The 15,742-nt window shown below is 73.4% G+C and carries 13 protein-coding genes and 1 riboswitch; of the genes, 6 read left to right on the forward strand and 7 right to left on the reverse strand.

Annotated elements, in window-relative coordinates; genetic code table 11:
- Positions 1-7: 7 nt before the first annotated feature.
- From AB0C84_RS37635 to AB0C84_RS37645, 3 genes are read right to left on the reverse strand one after another with little or no spacing between them, the layout of a single operon-like run.
- Positions 8-2,506 (reverse strand): mannose-1-phosphate guanyltransferase, encoded by a 2,499-nt coding sequence (locus AB0C84_RS37635; RefSeq protein ID WP_179848845.1) that lies wholly within the window; start codon positions 2,504-2,506, stop codon positions 8-10.
- The gene (locus AB0C84_RS37640; protein WP_361075495.1) at positions 2,503-3,204 is read right to left on the reverse strand and encodes a CDP-alcohol phosphatidyltransferase family protein; all 702 of its coding nucleotides are present in this window, start codon (positions 3,202-3,204) and stop codon (positions 2,503-2,505) included. The genes AB0C84_RS37635 and AB0C84_RS37640 overlap by 4 nt, the downstream gene beginning before the upstream one ends.
- 37 nt (positions 3,205-3,241) lie before the next feature.
- The gene (locus tag AB0C84_RS37645) at positions 3,242-4,417 is read right to left on the reverse strand and encodes a sensor histidine kinase (RefSeq protein WP_361075497.1); all 1,176 of its coding nucleotides are present in this window, start codon (positions 4,415-4,417) and stop codon (positions 3,242-3,244) included.
- Positions 4,418-4,594: 177 nt separating this feature from the next.
- Here AB0C84_RS37645 and AB0C84_RS37650 point away from each other — a divergent pair, with 177 nt between their 5' ends.
- The 3 genes from AB0C84_RS37650 to AB0C84_RS37660 all read left to right on the forward strand — a co-directional run bounded on the left by AB0C84_RS37650 (position 4,595) and on the right by AB0C84_RS37660 (position 8,282).
- Complete coding sequence (locus AB0C84_RS37650; RefSeq protein WP_361075499.1) at positions 4,595-5,587, forward strand: hypothetical protein; 993 nt, start codon at positions 4,595-4,597, stop codon at positions 5,585-5,587.
- A gap of 49 nt (positions 5,588-5,636) precedes the next feature.
- Positions 5,637-5,750: riboswitch (TPP riboswitch) on the forward strand.
- Entirely contained in the window at positions 5,746-7,509 is a 1,764-nt protein-coding gene (thiC, locus tag AB0C84_RS37655) for a phosphomethylpyrimidine synthase ThiC (RefSeq protein WP_361075501.1), read from the forward strand. It overlaps the preceding riboswitch by 5 nt.
- A 191-nt stretch (positions 7,510-7,700) precedes the next feature.
- Positions 7,701-8,282 carry a TetR/AcrR family transcriptional regulator gene (locus tag AB0C84_RS37660; RefSeq protein ID WP_361075503.1) on the forward strand — a complete coding sequence of 194 codons (582 nt, stop codon included), beginning with the start codon at positions 7,701-7,703 and terminating at the stop codon, positions 8,280-8,282.
- Positions 8,283-8,467: 185 nt separating this feature from the next.
- Here the strand turns inward: AB0C84_RS37660 and AB0C84_RS37665 are convergent, their stop codons facing one another.
- The 3 genes from AB0C84_RS37665 to AB0C84_RS37675 form a co-directional block, all read right to left on the reverse strand.
- Positions 8,468-9,304: a metallophosphoesterase gene (locus AB0C84_RS37665; RefSeq protein WP_361075505.1), complete on the reverse strand. Its 837-nt coding sequence runs from the start codon at positions 9,302-9,304 to the stop codon at positions 8,468-8,470.
- Positions 9,305-9,427: 123 nt separating this feature from the next.
- Complete coding sequence (locus AB0C84_RS37670; RefSeq protein ID WP_361075507.1) at positions 9,428-9,931, reverse strand: anthrone oxygenase family protein; 504 nt, start codon at positions 9,929-9,931, stop codon at positions 9,428-9,430.
- 18 nt (positions 9,932-9,949) lie between these two features.
- A complete protein-coding gene (locus AB0C84_RS37675; protein WP_361075509.1) occupies positions 9,950-10,798 on the reverse strand; it encodes an NAD(P)H-binding protein in 849 nt (282 codons plus the stop codon).
- A gap of 81 nt (positions 10,799-10,879) precedes the next feature.
- On the opposite strand from AB0C84_RS37675, the gene AB0C84_RS37680 reads away from it, so the two are divergent.
- Positions 10,880-11,821, forward strand: coding sequence for an AraC family transcriptional regulator (locus AB0C84_RS37680; protein WP_361075511.1), 942 nt, complete (start codon positions 10,880-10,882; stop codon positions 11,819-11,821).
- A gap of 19 nt (positions 11,822-11,840) precedes the next feature.
- Here AB0C84_RS37680 and AB0C84_RS37685 read toward each other — a convergent pair whose 3' ends face one another.
- Complete coding sequence (locus AB0C84_RS37685) at positions 11,841-13,172, reverse strand: hypothetical protein (protein ID WP_361075513.1); 1,332 nt, start codon at positions 13,170-13,172, stop codon at positions 11,841-11,843.
- Positions 13,173-13,368: 196 nt separating this feature from the next.
- Here AB0C84_RS37685 and AB0C84_RS37690 point away from each other — a divergent pair, with 196 nt between their 5' ends.
- Together AB0C84_RS37690 and AB0C84_RS37695 are read left to right on the forward strand one after the other, a co-directional pair.
- Positions 13,369-14,100, forward strand: coding sequence for a GntR family transcriptional regulator (locus AB0C84_RS37690; RefSeq protein ID WP_312879743.1), 732 nt, complete (start codon positions 13,369-13,371; stop codon positions 14,098-14,100).
- Positions 14,101-14,201: 101 nt separating this feature from the next.
- A complete protein-coding gene (locus AB0C84_RS37695) occupies positions 14,202-15,635 on the forward strand; it encodes a PTS ascorbate transporter subunit IIC (RefSeq protein WP_179848835.1) in 1,434 nt (477 codons plus the stop codon).
- Positions 15,636-15,742: the final 107 nt, after the last annotated feature.

The raw sequence follows: 15,742 nt of genomic DNA on the forward strand, positions 1-15,742 counted from the left end.
GGGCCGGTCAGGAGCCCGCGCGCTCGACGACGGCGGCCCACTCCGCCAGGAGCGCCTGCGCGGCGTCGGCGTCCGGCCCCTCGGCCCACAGGTGCGTCACCGCCTCCGCCGGGTCGGGCAGCACGAGGACCCAGCGGCCATCGCCCTCGACCACGCGCACCCCGTCGGTGGTGTCGAGCGTCCGGCCCCCCGCCGCCTCCACGACATGGCGCATGACGCTGCCCTTGGCCGCCCACGGCGTCGGGACGGAGCGGCGCAGCAGGTGCGCGTCGGGGATGCGGCGGTCGATCTGCGACAGCGTCAGCCGCGTCCGCGCGACCAGGCCGACCAGCCGGACGAACGCCGCGATCCCGTCCACCGTGCCGCTGAACTCGGGCATCAGGAACCCGCCGCGCCCGTCTCCCGCGAAGACCACGCTCGGCTGCGCGGCCGCCTTGGTCAGCACGTCCTGGGACGTGGAGGTCCACTCGACCTGCACGCCGTGGAACCGGCACACCTGCTCGGCGACCCGCGTCGTCGTCACCGGCAGCGCCACCTTGCCGCCGCGCCGCTCGGCCGCGACGAGGTCCAGCATCACCAGCAGGGCCCGGTCGTCGCCGACCAGCTCGCCGTTCTCGTCCACCAGGGAGATCCGCTCCCCCACCGGATCGAACCGGACGCCGAACGCGGCCCGCGACGAGGACACCAGCCCGCCGAGCCGCTCCAGGTCGCGCATCCGCTCGGCGAGCGTCTCGGTGGGGTTGGCCTCGTCCAGGCCGGCGTTGCGGGTGAGGACCTCCACGCCGACCTTGCCGAGCAGGTTCGGCAGCACCAGCGAGGCCACCCCGCCGGCGCAGTCCAGGACGATCTTCAGCCCCGCCTCGCGGACGCCGCGGATGTCGACGCGGCGCAGCAGGTCGCGGGTGTAGGTCTCCACGACGCGCGGCGGGTAGGTCAGCTCGGCGATCTCGCCGGGGAACGCCCGGCGGTACTCCTGCCGGCCGAAGACGCGCTCGAGCTTGCGCTGCGCGCCCAGGGACAGGTCGGCGCCGTCGGCGTCCAGGAACAGGATGTCGACGCCCTGCGGGTCGCCGAGCGTGGTGCGGATGTAGATCCCGCCGACGCTGTCCTCGCGGCCGGTCTCGAACCGGGCGACGGTCAGCGGCGTCGCCTCCAGGTCCTGGACGTTGATGGCGCTGGCGGTGAGAGCGCTGTTCACGGCGCGCTTCAGGGTGCGCGCCGCGCGGGAGACGTCCCGCCCGGTGACGACGGTCGTGCCCTTCTTCAGCGTCGTCGCGTAGGCGGAGGCCAGCCGCACCGCCAGCTCCGGGGTGATCTCCACGTTGACCAGCCCGGACACCCCCCGCGGCCCGAACAGGTTGCGCTGCCCCCGCGACTCCCAGATCACGCTGGTGTTGACGACGGCGCCGGCCTCGATGGTCTTGAACGGGTACACCTTCACGCCGCTGGACACGTACGCCTCGGCCTCGATGACGCACTCGTCCCCGATGACGGCGCCCTCCTCCACGCGGGCGCCGGCCATGATGTCGGTGTTCTTGCCGACGACGCAGCCCCGCAGGTTCGTGGACGGCGCGACGAACACGTTGTCGTGGACGACGGCGCGGTGCAGGAACGCGCCCTCCTTGACGACGACGTTGCTGCCGAGCACGGTGAACTCGCGCAGCTCGACGCCCGCCTCGACCTTCGCGTAGTCGCCGATGTAGAGCGGCCCCTTGAGGACGGCCTCGGCGTCCACCTCCGCGCCCTCGGCGACCCACACGCCCGGCGACATCTCGAAGCCGTCCAGGTCGATGCCGACCTGCCCGGACAGCATGTCCGCCTGGGCCTTGAGGTAGCTCTCGTGGGTGCCGACGTCCTCCCAGTAGCAGTCGGCCACGTAGCCGAACAGGCGGGCGCCCTCGGCGAGCAGCTTCGGGAAGACGTCCCCGGACCAGTCGACCGGCTCGCCCTCCGCGACGTGCTCCAGGACCTCCGGCTCCATCACGTAGATGCCGGTGTTGACCGTGTCGGAGAACACCTGGCCCCAGGTGGGCTTCTCCAGGAACCGCTGCACGCGTCCCGCGTCGTCCACGATGATGATCCCGAACTCCAGGGGGTTCGGGACGCGCTTGAGGCCGATGGTGACGAGGGCGTCGTTCTCCTCGTGGAACCGCACCATGTCGGTCAGGTCGATGTCGGTGAGCGCGTCCCCCGAGATCACCAGGAAGCGGTCGTCGCGCAGCGCCTCCTCGGCGTTCTTGACGCTGCCGGCGGTGCCGAGCGGGACCTCCTCGGTCGCGTAGCTCAGCGACATGCCGAGCTCCTCGCCGTCGCCGAAGTAGTTGCGGATCAGCGCGGCCAGGAACTGCACCGTGACGACGGTCTCGCCGAACCCGTGCTTCTTCAGCAGCCGCAGCACGTGCTCCATGATCGGCCGGTTGACGAGCGGCAGCAGGGGTTTGGGCTGGTTGGCGGTCATCGGACGCAGCCGCGTCCCCTCGCCTCCCGCCATCACGACGGCCTTCATCGGGGGGTCTCAGCTCCCTTCTGGCCGCCGGCCGGCGGTTGCGCGCCCGGACCGCCGACGTCCCCCGGATCCTCCGCCTCGGGCGCGGAGTCCGGCCCGGGGGACGGGGGCGGGGCGCCGCGGCCGGCCAGCACCAGCTGCCGCGTCTGGACCCAGTAGAGGATGGCCGCCCACCAGTACAGGGCCGTCCCCCACCCGGCGAAGGCCCATCCGACGACCCGCGCCGCGGTGCCCGCGCCGCCGCCGTGCTCGCCGAGCAGCAGCAGCGGGAAGGAGTACAGCAGGCACATCGTCGCCGCCTTGCCGATGAAGTGCACCGGCAGCGTGCCGCCGTAGCCGAGCCGCCGCACGATCGGCGCGATCGGCAGGATCGACACCTCGCGGGCGACGAGCGCGAGCACCAGCCACAGCGGGATGATGTCGCGGATGGTGAGCCCGACCAGCGTCGCCAGGATGTAGAGGCGGTCGGCGGCCGGGTCCAGGACCATGCCGAGCTTGCTCGTCTGGTTGAACGCCCGCGCCAGCTTCCCGTCCAGCCAGTCCGACAGGCCCGCGAACACCAGCAGGCCGAGCGCCCACCAGTCGGCCTCGATCAGGACGAGCCACAGGAACAGCGGGACGCCCAGGAGCCGGGCGAGGCTCAGGATGTTGGGCACCGTGAAGATCCGGTCCTGCGGGGCCTCCTGCAAAGTGCTCACCGATGCGTCGCCTCCCCTGGTCCCCTTGATCCTGACCCTATCCGTAAGGGCTGGAAAGCCCCCCGGCGGCGTCCGCGAGCGGAAGGACGGCGGTGACGACGAACCCGCCGGACTCGCCCGGGCCCGCGTCCAGCGTCCCGCCCACGCTGCGCGCCCGCTCGATCATCCCCAGGATGCCGAAACCCTCGGGCGGCCCGCCGGACGGCCCCCGGCCGTCGTCGGCGACCCGGACCACGAGCCCCCCGCCGTCGCGGGCCAGGCTCACCGTCGCGCGCTTCGCGGCGGCGTGCTTGACAACGTTGGTCAGGGCCTCCTGGACGATCCGGTACGCCGCGACCCCGGTCTCCGGGGGCAGCGTCCCGACGTCCCCGTCCCGCAGGTCGACGTCGATCCCGCTGCCGCGCGCGGCGTGCACGAGGCCGGCGACGGCGCGGGCGCCCGGCAGCGTCCCGGGGGCGCCGACGTCGGTGCCGCGCAGGACCTGGAGGGTGCCGCGCAACTCGGTCCGCGCGTCCCGGCACGTCGAGGCGATGGAGGCGAACGCGTCGGCCAGCTCCTCCCGGTCGAGGGGCCGGTCCCCGCGCACGAGGTGGGCCGCGGCGCCGGCCCGCACGCCGATCAGGGTGATGCTGTGCGCGAGGAGGTCGTGCAGGTCGCGGGCGATCCGCAGGCGCTCCTCGGCGACCCGCCGCCGGGCCTCCTCCTCCCGCGTGCGCTCGGCCCGCTCGGCCCGCTCGGTGATCGTCGCGAGCCGGGCCCGGTGCACCCGCCACACCTGGACGGCGATGACCACCGACACCACGGCCTCGATGACCGCGATCTGCTCCCGCAGGGAGCCGCCGCCCGCCCGCATCGCCATGCCGATCACGCAGACGGCGAGCAGGGACGCGGCGACGCCGAGGACGATCCGCACCCGGCGCCCGAGCACCGCGTAGGCGAACAGCGCGATCACCTCGGCGGGCACCAGGGCGTGGTGCTGGTACTGCGCCAGGTGGTAGGGCAGCACCACGGCCACCAGCGCCAGCAGGCCCGTGGCCGGCCACCGCCGGATCAGCGCGAGCGGGACGTGCGCCGCCACCAGCAGCAGCGCGCCCGGGGCGTCCAGTTCCCGGACGCCCGGCCACAGCACCGCGGCCGCGGCCGCGGCCCCCGCCAGCGCCGACGCCGCGAGGGCGTCCTTCACCGTCACATCGACCCGGGGCACCCTCAGCACGCGCCCATTCTCCCCCACTCAGGCGATCTTCGCGCGGCGGCCCGCGCCCGGCACGGATGATCTTTCCCCGGCCGCCCCTGCGGAGCCGGAGGACCGCCCTATAGTTCTGCAAACCCCGTCAGGAAGGGCTGACACTTGTCCGTCCCCCCGCCTGCCGTCCCCCCACCCGGACTCCGCATGACGCTCGGCGCGCACGCGTACCGATGGCCTTTCCGCGTCATGCTCGCAGCGCTGGCGGCCGGCGCGGCCCTCGTACTTGCGACCCGTCCCGGCAGCGGACTGTTCGAGCCGGACGAGGCCCGCCAGGTCCTGCCGCTCTACGGCGGCGGCTGCCTGCTCGCCGGCCTGGCCGCCGTCCTCTGGGCGGCCCGGATCCACCGGACCCGCCTCATCGTGACCATCGGCGAGAAGGGGGTGGCCCTGCGCCGCGGCAGGCGAAGGGCGGCCGTCCCGGCCGCGGCCGTGGAAGCGATGGGGATCAGGTGGCCCGTCGGCGACCCCGTCTGGACGCTCTGGCTCGACCCGGAGCAGGCGCCGGGCGTCGAGACCGTCGCCGAGGTCGACGGAAGGGCGGTGACCCTGCTGAACAGCGGGTCGCTCCCGTCCGGGTGGCTTCCGGCCGCCCGGAGCGCGGCCGCGGACGCCCTCGGCGCGGCCTGGCGCGTCGTCGACGAGGAGGGCGAGGAGGTGCCGCCGCCCGCCGAGGGCGTCCTGGCCCGGGCCCGCCACCTCGTCGTGGACGGCAGGGGCCGGTACCGCGACCGGCGCGGCGGCACGGTCCTCGCGGTGGCCTGCCGCCGGCGCGGCAGCCGGACCACCGTGCTGCGCGACCCCCACGCCACCGCGCTGCTGGTGGTCCGCGGCCCGTCCCGGCTGCCGGGCCGCGACCGCGTGCGCGTCCTCGACGCGGCCGGCCGCCCCCTCGGGTTCGTGCGCGGCCCGCGCGAGCCGTCCTTCCACACCGCCGGCGGGATGCTCCTCGGCAGCACCCGCGCGACCGGCGACGGCCACGTCGTCACCGGCATCGACGGCCGCCGCTCGGCCACGCTGCGGATCGGCGGCGACGACGCCGAGGCCCGGGTTGAGCTGGAGCGATCGCCGTCCGCCCCGGACCCCCTGCGCACCCTGGTCCTGGCCCTGCCCGCCGCGCTCCGCGCGGGCGCGTTCTAGCCCATGGCCGGCGGTTGCGGCAACCGGGGCGGCCCGGGTTAACGTCGTGGCGACAGATCGCGGGGGCCCGGCGAACCGGGCTGAGATAGCGGCTGGGACGGCCGCTGACCGCATGAACCTGACCGGGTAATGCCGGCGTAGGGAGAGATCGAGTCGTCATGACCGAACCTGTGGTTCCAGCTGCCCGCAAGACCTACCTGCAGGGCTCGCGCCCGGATGTCCGGGTCCCGATGCGGGAGGTGCCGCTGACCAGCGGCGACGTCGTCGTCCTGTACGACACGTCCGGGCCGTACACCGATCCTGGGAAGGAGACCGACGTACGCAGGGGCCTGCCGCCGCTGCGGGAGTCCTGGATCGCCGAGCGCGGCGACACCGCCCCCTACGAGGGGCGGGCGGCGCGCCCCGAGGACGACGGGCGCCGCTCGTCGCCCCCCGCCTCCCCCGCGGGCGCAGGCGGCCTCCCCCTGGCCGACGGCGAGGACGCCCTGCCGAGGCGGCCGCGGCGCGCCACCGGCGGCGCGGTCACGCAGCGCGCCTACGCGCGGCGCGGGGAGATCACGCCGGAGATGGAGTTCGCCGCGCTGCGCGAGGGCGTGTCCCCGGAGTTCGTCCGGGACGAGCTGGCCGCCGGGCGCGCGGTGCTGCCCGCCAACGTCAACCATCCCGAGATCGAGCCGATGGTGATCGGGCGCAACTTCCTGGTGAAGGTCAACGCCAACATCGGCAACTCGGCCGTCGCGTCCTCGATCGAGGACGAGGTCGAGAAGATGACGTGGGCGACCCGCTGGGGCGCCGACACGATCATGGACCTGTCGACGGGCCGCGACATCCACACCACGCGCGAGTGGATCCTGCGTAACTCGCCCGTGCCGGTCGGGACCGTCCCGCTGTACCAGGCGGTCGAGAAGGTCGGCGGCGACCCGGCGGAGCTCACCTACGAGGTCTTCCGCGACACCGTGATCGAGCAGGCGGAGCAGGGCGTGGACTACATGACCGTCCACGCCGGAGTGCTGCTGTCCTACGTGCCGCTGACGGCGCGGCGCAAGACCGGGATCGTGTCGCGGGGCGGATCGATCATGGCGGCGTGGTGCCTGGCGCACCACGAGGAGAACTTCCTCTACACCCGTTTCGAGGAGCTGTGCGAGATCTTCGCCGCCTACGACGTGACCTGGTCGCTCGGGGACGGGCTGCGTCCCGGCTCCATCGCGGACGCCAACGACGAGGCCCAGTTCGCCGAGCTGCGCACCCAGGGCGAGCTGACGCGGATCGCCGCGCGGTTCGGCAACCAGGTGATGAACGAGGGGCCCGGACACGTCCCCATGCACAAGATCAAGGAGAACGTCGATCTGCAGCAGGAGTGGTGCGACGAGGCGCCGTTCTACACGCTCGGGCCGCTGACCACCGACATCGCGCCCGGCTACGACCACATCACCTCGGCGATCGGCGCCGCGATGATCGGCTGGCACGGCACCGCGATGCTCTGCTACGTCACCCCGAAGGAGCATCTCGGGCTGCCGGACCGCGAGGACGTCAAGGCCGGAGTGATCGCCTACAAGATCGCGGCGCACGCCGCCGACCTCGCCAAGGGCCATCCGGGCGCGCAGGCGTGGGACGACGCGCTGTCGGAGGCGCGGTTCGACTTCCGCTGGGAGGACCAGTTCAACCTGTCGCTCGACCCCGGCACGGCCCGCTCCTTCCATGACGCGACGCTCCCGGCGGCGCCGGCGAAGACGGCGCACTTCTGCTCGATGTGCGGGCCGCACTTCTGCTCCATGAAGATCACGCGGGACGTGCGGCGGTTCGCGGCCGAGCGCGGGCTCGACGACGAGGCGGGGCTCGCCGCCGGGATGCGGGAGAAGGCCGAGGAGTTCAGGGCCGCCGGCGGCCGCCTGCACCTGCCGGTCTCGCCCGCCGACGCCTGACCGCGGGCCGGATCGCCCCGGATCCGCCCCAGGGCCCGCCGCGCATCGCGCGGCGGGCCCGTTCCGTCGGGGCGCATCCGGGCGCGGGACGTGGCACCGGCGCGGATAGGATTGAGGGACCGTTCCAAAAGCCGCGGATCCTCCCGATCGCCGCAGGCCCGTTCCACCCCCGGGAAGGATCGACGACCCAGGTGACCAGCGACGACACGCCGAAGGCGCGCCCGATGCGGGCCGACGTGCGGCGCAACCGCGCGCGGCTGCTCGCCGCGGCGCGGGAGACCTTCCAGAGCCAGGGGGCGGGCGCCTCGCTGGAAGGCGTCGCGCGGCTCGCGGGCGTCGGCATCGGCACCCTCTACCGCCACTTCCCCACCCGCCAGGACCTCCTGGAGGCCCTGCTCGCCGACATCTACGCCGGGCTGGCCGCGTCCGCCCGCGAGCTGCTGGACTCCCCGCCCCCCGGCGAGGCCCTGCTGGCCTGGCTGCGGACGTTCGTCTCGGAGATCACCGCGTTCCCGGGCATGGCGGCCTCGGCGATGGTGTCGCTGCGCGACCCCCGCCTCGACCCGTCCGGCTCCCGTGCGGCGATGTCCGAGGCGGGCGAGGCGCTGCTCGCCCGCGCGCAGCGCGCCGGGGACGCGCCCGCCGGCGCGGCGTTCGGCGACGTGCTGCGCCTCGCGGGCGCGATCGCGACGGTCGCCGAGCGGGACCCGGACGCCGCCGCCCGGCTGCTGGCGCTCGCCGCCGCCGGGTTGGCGCCCGGCGCGGTCCGCTAGGCCGTGTTTTCGCAGTCCCGGCCCACTTCGCTCGCCTGACGGCTCGCTACGTGACCGTGCCTGGGCGAACGCGGCATCGCTTCGCGATCTGCCCGGCTCCGCTCGCCTCCGGCGTCGCTCCACCGGCCAGGTCACGCGTTCGCGCGCGTGGCCGAGGCCACTTCGAGACAGGCCCTAGGCCCCGGTCAGTCCGTCTCGGGGACGGGCAGGACGCGGCGGGGGCCGCGCGGCGCGTCGGCCCGCCGGCGCCACTCGCGCGGGTAGCCGACCGACACCTCGATGTGCGGGACGCCGCCGGTCCAGATCGTCCGGGGAATGTGCAGGTGCCCGTACACGACGGACACCGCCCCGAACCGGGCGTGCCAGTCGGCGGTGCGCTCGGTGCCGCACCACTGGGCGAACTCGGGGTACCAGAGGACGCGGGTGGGTTCGCGGACGAGCGGCCAGTGGTTGACGAGCACGGTCCGCGTCCCCGGTTCCAGAGCGGACAGCCGCCGCTCGGTGTAGGCGATCCTGGCGTCGCACCAGGCGTCCCGTCCGGGATACGGGTCCGGGTGCAGGTAGACCTCGTCGGTGCACACGACGCCGGCCTCGTGTGCCGCGTTGAGGGCCTCTTCCTTGCTGGACGTCCCGTCCGGCCGGAAGGTGTAGTCGTACAGGATGAACAGCGGCGCCACGGTGACGGCGCCGTCCGGGCCGTCCCAGATGGGGTACGGGTCCTCGGGGGTCAGCACGCCCAGGCCCCGGCACATGTCGACCAGGCCGCGGTAACGGGCCTCGCCGCGCAGCTGCACAGGGTCGCCCTTGACGGTCCACAGCTCGTGGTTGCCGGGGACCCACAGCACGGTGGCGAAGCGTTCTCCGAGGGTGCGCAGCGTCCACTCGACCTCCGCGAAGCGCTCGCCGACGTCGCCCGCCACGATGAGCCAGTCGTCCTCGGAAGCGGCCCTCAGGCCCTCGACGAACGCGCGGTTCTCGGGGAACCCCACGTGCAGGTCACTGATCGCGTAGACGCCGCCCATCCAGCGATCGTAAGCCCCGGACCCCCGCGCGGGCCGCGCCGCCGCAGGCATCGGCGCCCCCACCCTCGCTTGCATGCGGGGTGGGGGCGCGGCGCCAGCCGAGGACCTCGTCGGCGGAGAGGCTCAGTTGTTCTTGCCCCAGACGTAGACGGCCAGGCTCATGGTGAGGAGGCTCGCCCAGCTGGACACCGCCCGGACGGTGTTCCAGGCCGTCCAGCGGCCGGAGTAGTCCGACCAGATCCGCGCCGCCTCGGCCGCGTCCTTCGGGATCGTGACGCCGTCCAGGTCGTTGTTCATCGGGATGTTCACCGCGAAGCTCGGGAGGAGCGCGCCCACGAAGTACAGGCCGGCCGCGGCGAAGAAGAGCAGGGCCGCCGACTTCTGGTCCATGGTGAGCAGCAGCACCCCCGCGGCCGCCGCCAGCACGGGGACCAGGAGGAACATCGCGACGAAGAGCGGGTTCTGGATCCGCTGGTTGATGCCCTGCATGGCGTCGATCGCCGACGCGGGCCGCGCCGCGTTCAGCCCGGGCATCACGCCGGTGGAGAACCCGAAGAACGTTCCGGCCATCCCGGCCGCCATGATGAGGGAGAGGGTCGCCGAGACGCCCGCGAGAGAGAATTTCATGATGTCCGGTCCTCAGGGTCAGTGGTTCCAGATGCCGCTTGCGGCGGCGTCGCGCGCGTACTCGGAGAAGTCGCGCGGCGGGCGGCCGAGGGCCCGCTCGACGCCGTCGGCGGGCCGCGCGTTGCGGCCGTCGAGCACGGTCGTGAACAGGTAGGTCAGCAGGGCGATGACGTCCTCGGGCACGCCGTGCTCCCGGAGGGCCGCCGCGTGCTCGTCCGCGCCGACGGGCACGAAGGCGATCTCGCGTCCGGCGGCGCGGCCGATCTCGGCGACCGCCTCGGCGAACGTGAGCGCCCTCGGGCCGGTCACCTCGTACACCTCGCCGGTGTGCCCGTCCCGGGTGAGCGCCTCGACCGCCACGTCGGCGATGTCGTCGGCGTCCACGAACGGCTCCGGCACCTCGCCCGCCGGGAGGACGATCTCGCCGGCCCGCACGGGGTCGAGCAGGTAGTCCTCGCTGAAGTTCTGCGCGAACCAGCTCGCCCGCACGACCGTCCAGGCCAGGCCCGACGCCTCGACGATCAGCTCGCAGTCCCGCGCCTCGGGCTCGCCCCGCCCCGACAGCAGGACCACGCGGCGCACGCCCGCGTCCGCCGCCGCGCCCGTGAACGCGCGGATCGCGTCGGGGGCGCCGGGCACGGCCAGGTCCGGGTAGTAGGAGAGGTAGACGTTCTCGACGTTCCGCAGAACGGGCGCCCAGGTGGACTCGTCCTCCCAGTCGAAGGGCGGCGAGGCCGCCCGCGAGCCCATCCGGACCGGGACGTCCATGGCCTCCAGCCGCTCGACGACGCGGCGGCCGGTCTTGCCGGTCCCGCCGAGGACGAGGGTGAGGCCGCTTTCGATGGTGTCGTTCGCGCTGTTCGTCATGCCCTTGAGTCAACAGCCGGGCGGTTTCGGCCACCATCGTTGAGAAGCTCGCCCGCATACGCGAGCGTCTACGCTGGCCCCATGGACGCCCTGGCCGAACTCCTCGACGGTCCGCGCGCACGGGGAGCGTTCATGCTGCGCTCGACCCTCGCTCCACCCTGGTCGCTCCGGATCCAGGACGAGGCGCCGCTGACCCTGCTCTCCATGATCAGGGACGAGGCCTGGCTGGTCCCGGACGAGGGCGAGCCGCTCCGCGTCGGCCCCGGCGACATGGTCGTCTTCCGGGGGCCCGAGCCCTACACCGTCAGCGACGACCCCGCGACCCCGCCGCAGATCGTCATCCATCCTGGCCAGCGCTGCACCACCCCGGACGGCACGAGCCTGACGGAGGCCATGGACCTCGGCGTCCGCGCCTGGGGCAACGACCCGGACGGGCCGGCCGTCATGCTGATCGGCACCTACCAGATGCGCGGCGCCGTCACGCAGCGGCTGCTGGCCGCGCTGCCCCCGATGGCGGTCGTCCGCGGCGACACCTGGCGGTCGCCGCTCGTCGCCGTCCTCCAGGAGGAGATCGGCAAGGACGAGCCCGGCCAGGACGTCGTCCTCGACCGGCTGCTCGACCTGCTGCTCATCGCGACGCTGCGCGCCTGGTTCTCCCGCCCGGACGCCGCCGCGCCCGGCTGGTACCGCGCCCACGGCGACCCGGTCGTCGGCCCCGCGCTGCGGCTCCTGCACGACGACCTGGCGCACCCCTGGACGGTCGCGGACCTGGCCGCCGGGGTCGGGGTGTCGCGCGCGGCGCTCGCGCAGCGGTTCGCCAAGCTGGTCGGCGAGCCGCCCATGGCCTACCTCACCGGCGTCCGCCTCGCGCAGGCCGCCGACCTGCTGCGCGAGACGGACGCGACGCTGGAGGCCGTGGCCCGCAGGGTCGGCTACGGCAACGCCTTCGCGCTGAGCACGGCCTTCAAGCGCGAGCGGGGCGTCAGCCCGCAGGAGTACCGCGCCGGCGCGGCGACCGCCTGACCCGGCGTCGTCCGGTCCGCTAGCGCGGAACGTACAGGCGGATGTCGTCCACCTGCGCCGATCCCTCGTAGAAGTTCATGTGCGGGTCACCGATCATGAACCTGTCCGGGTAGGCGGATCCGGCGGGCCAGGTGTCGCGGTCGACGAGGGTGCCGCCCGGGCCCGTCCAGGTCCAGTCCGCGTTGAACCGGCCGTCGTACTCGCCGGGCTTCTGGTTGTAGTGCCAGATCGGCTCGCCGTCCTGGACGAACGAGCGCGTGTAGCGGAGGGTCGCCTTGCCCACGTGCGCGAAGACCCCGGACATCTCCATCGTGTAGGCGCCGCCGCGCCGCTCAACCGCGAACGTGTACGGCTCCTTCGGCAGCAGCTCGGGCCTAAGGTCGACGGTCGAGACGATGGCGCCGCCCTTGCGCAGCCCGCACTCGCTCTCCATCAGGTACTCGGTGCCGGGCATCGTCGGGTAGCGGCGGTCGTCGGTCATGAAGATCGCGTTGACGCCGTTGCCGGTCCCGGCGGAGTACGGCTCGTACTGCCCGGTCGCCGGGTTGCAGTACAGCAGGCCCTTGCCGGTGTACTTGTACCGGTTGTAGCCGTCCATGGCGACCTTGCGATGGCCGTGGACGAAGACGTTGTTGTGCGGCGCGACCTGCCGGTAGTCCATGATCGACATGTAGTAGAAGCCGTTGGAGTCGGTCCGGACGTCGGCCCACTCGCACTCGGGCCGGGTGTAGTCGCCGCCCGAGGCCCAGGGGAAGTTGGTCTTGCAGCCCTCCGGCGAGTAGCCGTTGATCCGGCCGTCCGGGTAGTCCCACGACCCGTTCCTCTGGCCGCCGAAGTCCAGGCCGCGCAGCGTCATCTCCACCCGGTACTCGGCGGGCAGGTCGCGGGTCGAGCGGATGACGACGCCCGCCTGGTGGCCGGGCTCGTCCAGCCGGGCCACCCCCTTGCGGGAGGTGAGCGTGGGCGGCGCGTCCGGCCGGCCGTCGCCGTCGGCGTCGCGGGCGGCCAGCTCGGCGGTGAGCCAGCCGCGCTGCCCGAACGCGAACGACTTGCGGTAGGTCTTCATCTTCGCGAGCTGCTGCCGGAACGCCGGGCCGCCCATGGTGTCGAAGTAGGCGCCGTCGTTGTCGTAGACGTCGACGTCGTAGGGACTGGACGGACCGTCTCCGTCCGGCTTCCAGGGGGCCTTCGCGTCGTCGATGTGCCGGTCGAACGGCTCGGAGGCGACCAGCCTCCAGCCGTCCCGGGCTCCCGGCCGGCCCGTCTCCGCCTGGGCCGGCGCGGCGCTGAGCGCCGCCGGCATGAGCATCGGCAGGGCGAGCGCCACGGCGCCGCGCACGAGCTTCCTCATCTGGCCGCCTTCCTCCGCCGCGGCGAGCGCGGCGTTGACACGGTCGGGATCGGCACCGTCTGCCGATCTGCCGAGACGGTAGTTCGGGCCCTCCGGCCATGACCACGGCAAACATCGCCAAAGTGGTATTGACCAGTCGCCATAATGGGACATACCGTGTGCGACGACAGGAATCGCGTCAAAGGAGGTGACAGGCGTGCCATCCGCCGGTGAGGCCCGGGCCGCGAGCACGAAACGGCAGGCGGTGCGCCGCGAGCTGCTCGCGATGCTGGACGGCCTGGACGTCGGGGACGCGCTGCCGTCCGAACGCCGGCTGGCCGAGGAGCTGGGCGTCTCCCGGCCGACTCTGCGCCAGGCCATCGACGGGCTCGTGGCCGACGGCCTGCTCGACCGGCGCCACGGCAGCGGGACCTACGTGGCGCAACCCCGGATCGCCGTGTCGCTGACCATGACCTCCTTCACCGAGGACATGATCAGGCGCGGGATGAAGCCGGGCGGCAGGGTCCTGTCGTTCCGCACCGAGACCGCGGGGGCGCGGATCGGCCGCCGGCTGGCCCTGTCGCCCGTCGAAGAGGTATTTACCATTCGGCGGCTCCGGATGGCCGACGAGGCGCCCATGGCCATCGAGACCCTCTACCTTCCGCGGGCGCTGCTGCCGGGCCTGCGGCGGAGCGACCTGGAAGGACGGTCGTTCTACGACCTGCTCCGGGGCAACGGCGTCGAGATCGCCTCGGGCACCGAGACCATCGAGCCGACCGTCACCACCGCCGAGGAGGCCGCCGAGCTCGGCGTCCCGGTGCACATGCCGGCGTTCCTGTTCGAGCGGATCACCAGGGACGCGGGCGGGCGGCCGCTGGAGTACGTCCGGTCCCTCTACCGCGGCGACCGGTACCGGCTGGAACTGGACCTGCGACCACCGAACCACTGACCGCGCGCCCGGGCGCCGCGCCCCGGGCCCACGATCGTCCGTCCGCGCTGACGGGGGCGACAGCGCACCACCCATCCCCCGAGATGTGAGGCGAGTTCACCATGGACGTCATCAAGGACATCCTCACCTTCCTGGCCGACAACGTGTTCGGCCAGGTGCCCATCCTCATCGGGCTCATCACGCTGGCGGGCCTGCTCCTGCAGCGCAAGCGGTTCGAGGACGTCTTCGCCGGGGCGCTGCGCGCCACGATCGGCGTGGTCATCCTGTTCATCGGCATCGAGGTCTTCACCGGCGGGCTGACGAGCTTCCAGACCGTGCTCGCCAGCGCGATGGGGACCACACCGCCGAAGGCAGACAACACCCTCGCCGACTTCCTCGCCGACCAGGGCGGGACGATCGCGCTGGTGATCACGGTCGCGTTCCTCGCGCACGTGCTGGTCGTGCGGCTGTTCCCGGCGGCCCGGTACCTGTACCTGACCGGCCACCTGATGTTCTGGATCAGCACGGTCACGGTCGCCTCGCTGGTGACGATCGCGCCCGGCGCCGACCAGCTCACGCTCGTGCTCTGCGGGGCCGGGTTCGTCGCCGCGTACTGGACGCTGCAGCCGCTGTGGATGCGGCCGCTGATGCGCCGCGTCATGCCGGACGACCGGTTCGGGTTCGCGCACACCAGCTCGCTGGCCTGCCTGATCACCGGCTACGCGGCCCGCCCGCTCGGCAGCCGCGACAAGCACGACACCGAGAAGCTGAAGCTGCCGCGCCAGCTGTCGTTCTTCAAGGACGTCAACGTCAGCACCGCGCTGATCATTACCGTGATCATGCTGGTCGGGGTCGCGTTCGCCGACCACGGCGTGGTGACCAAGGCCGCGGCCGAGATGGACGACAAGCTGTCGCCGTGGGTGTGGGCGATCCTGGTGGGCCTGCGCTTCGCGGGCGGCATCGCGATCCTGCTGTTCGGCGTCCGGATGTTCCTCGGCGAGATCGTCCCGGCGTTCAAGGGGTTCAGCGACCGTGTCATCCCGGGCACGCGCCCCGCGCTGGACGCGCCCACCGTGTTCCCCGTCGCGCCGACCGCCGTCATGGTCGGGTTCGTCTCGTCGACCCTGGTGTTCCTGGTCTGCCTCGGCGTGTTCGCCGGCGCCGGGTGGTTCACCCTCGCCCCGCCCATGATCATGCTGTTCTTCGTGGGCGGCGCGGCGGCGCTGTTCGGCAACGTCGTGGCGGGCTGGCGCGGCGCCGTCCTCGGCGGCGTCGTCACCGGGCTGATCCTGGCCGTCGGGCAGGCCGTCACGTGGGGGCTGTACGAGCGGACCGCGCCCGAGCTGGCGACGCTCGCCGACCCCGACTGGTACGCGATCGGCTGGCTGCTGAAGGCCGCGGACCCGGTCGTCGGCGGCAACTCGATCTGGCTCGTCCCGGCGGTCGCGGTCGGCGCGATGATCACTACCCTGCTGCTGCTCGGCCGCGCCGAGAAGCGCCGGGCGGAGGCGGACGAGGAGGCCGCGCCCGAGAGCGCGGCGCCCGCGGAGGCCTGACGGACGGCGGGGGGGCGCGCCGGCGGGGCGGCCGGGCCGCCCCCCCCCCCCGGGGAGGGGGGCGCCAAGGGCCACGTCCCGGCACCGGAGCTGCACGCGGGCGTGGG

Source organism: Actinomadura sp. NPDC048955, from assembly GCF_040649435.1.
GTDB classification, from domain to species: Bacteria; Actinomycetota; Actinomycetes; order Streptosporangiales; family Streptosporangiaceae; genus Spirillospora; species Spirillospora luteofluorescens.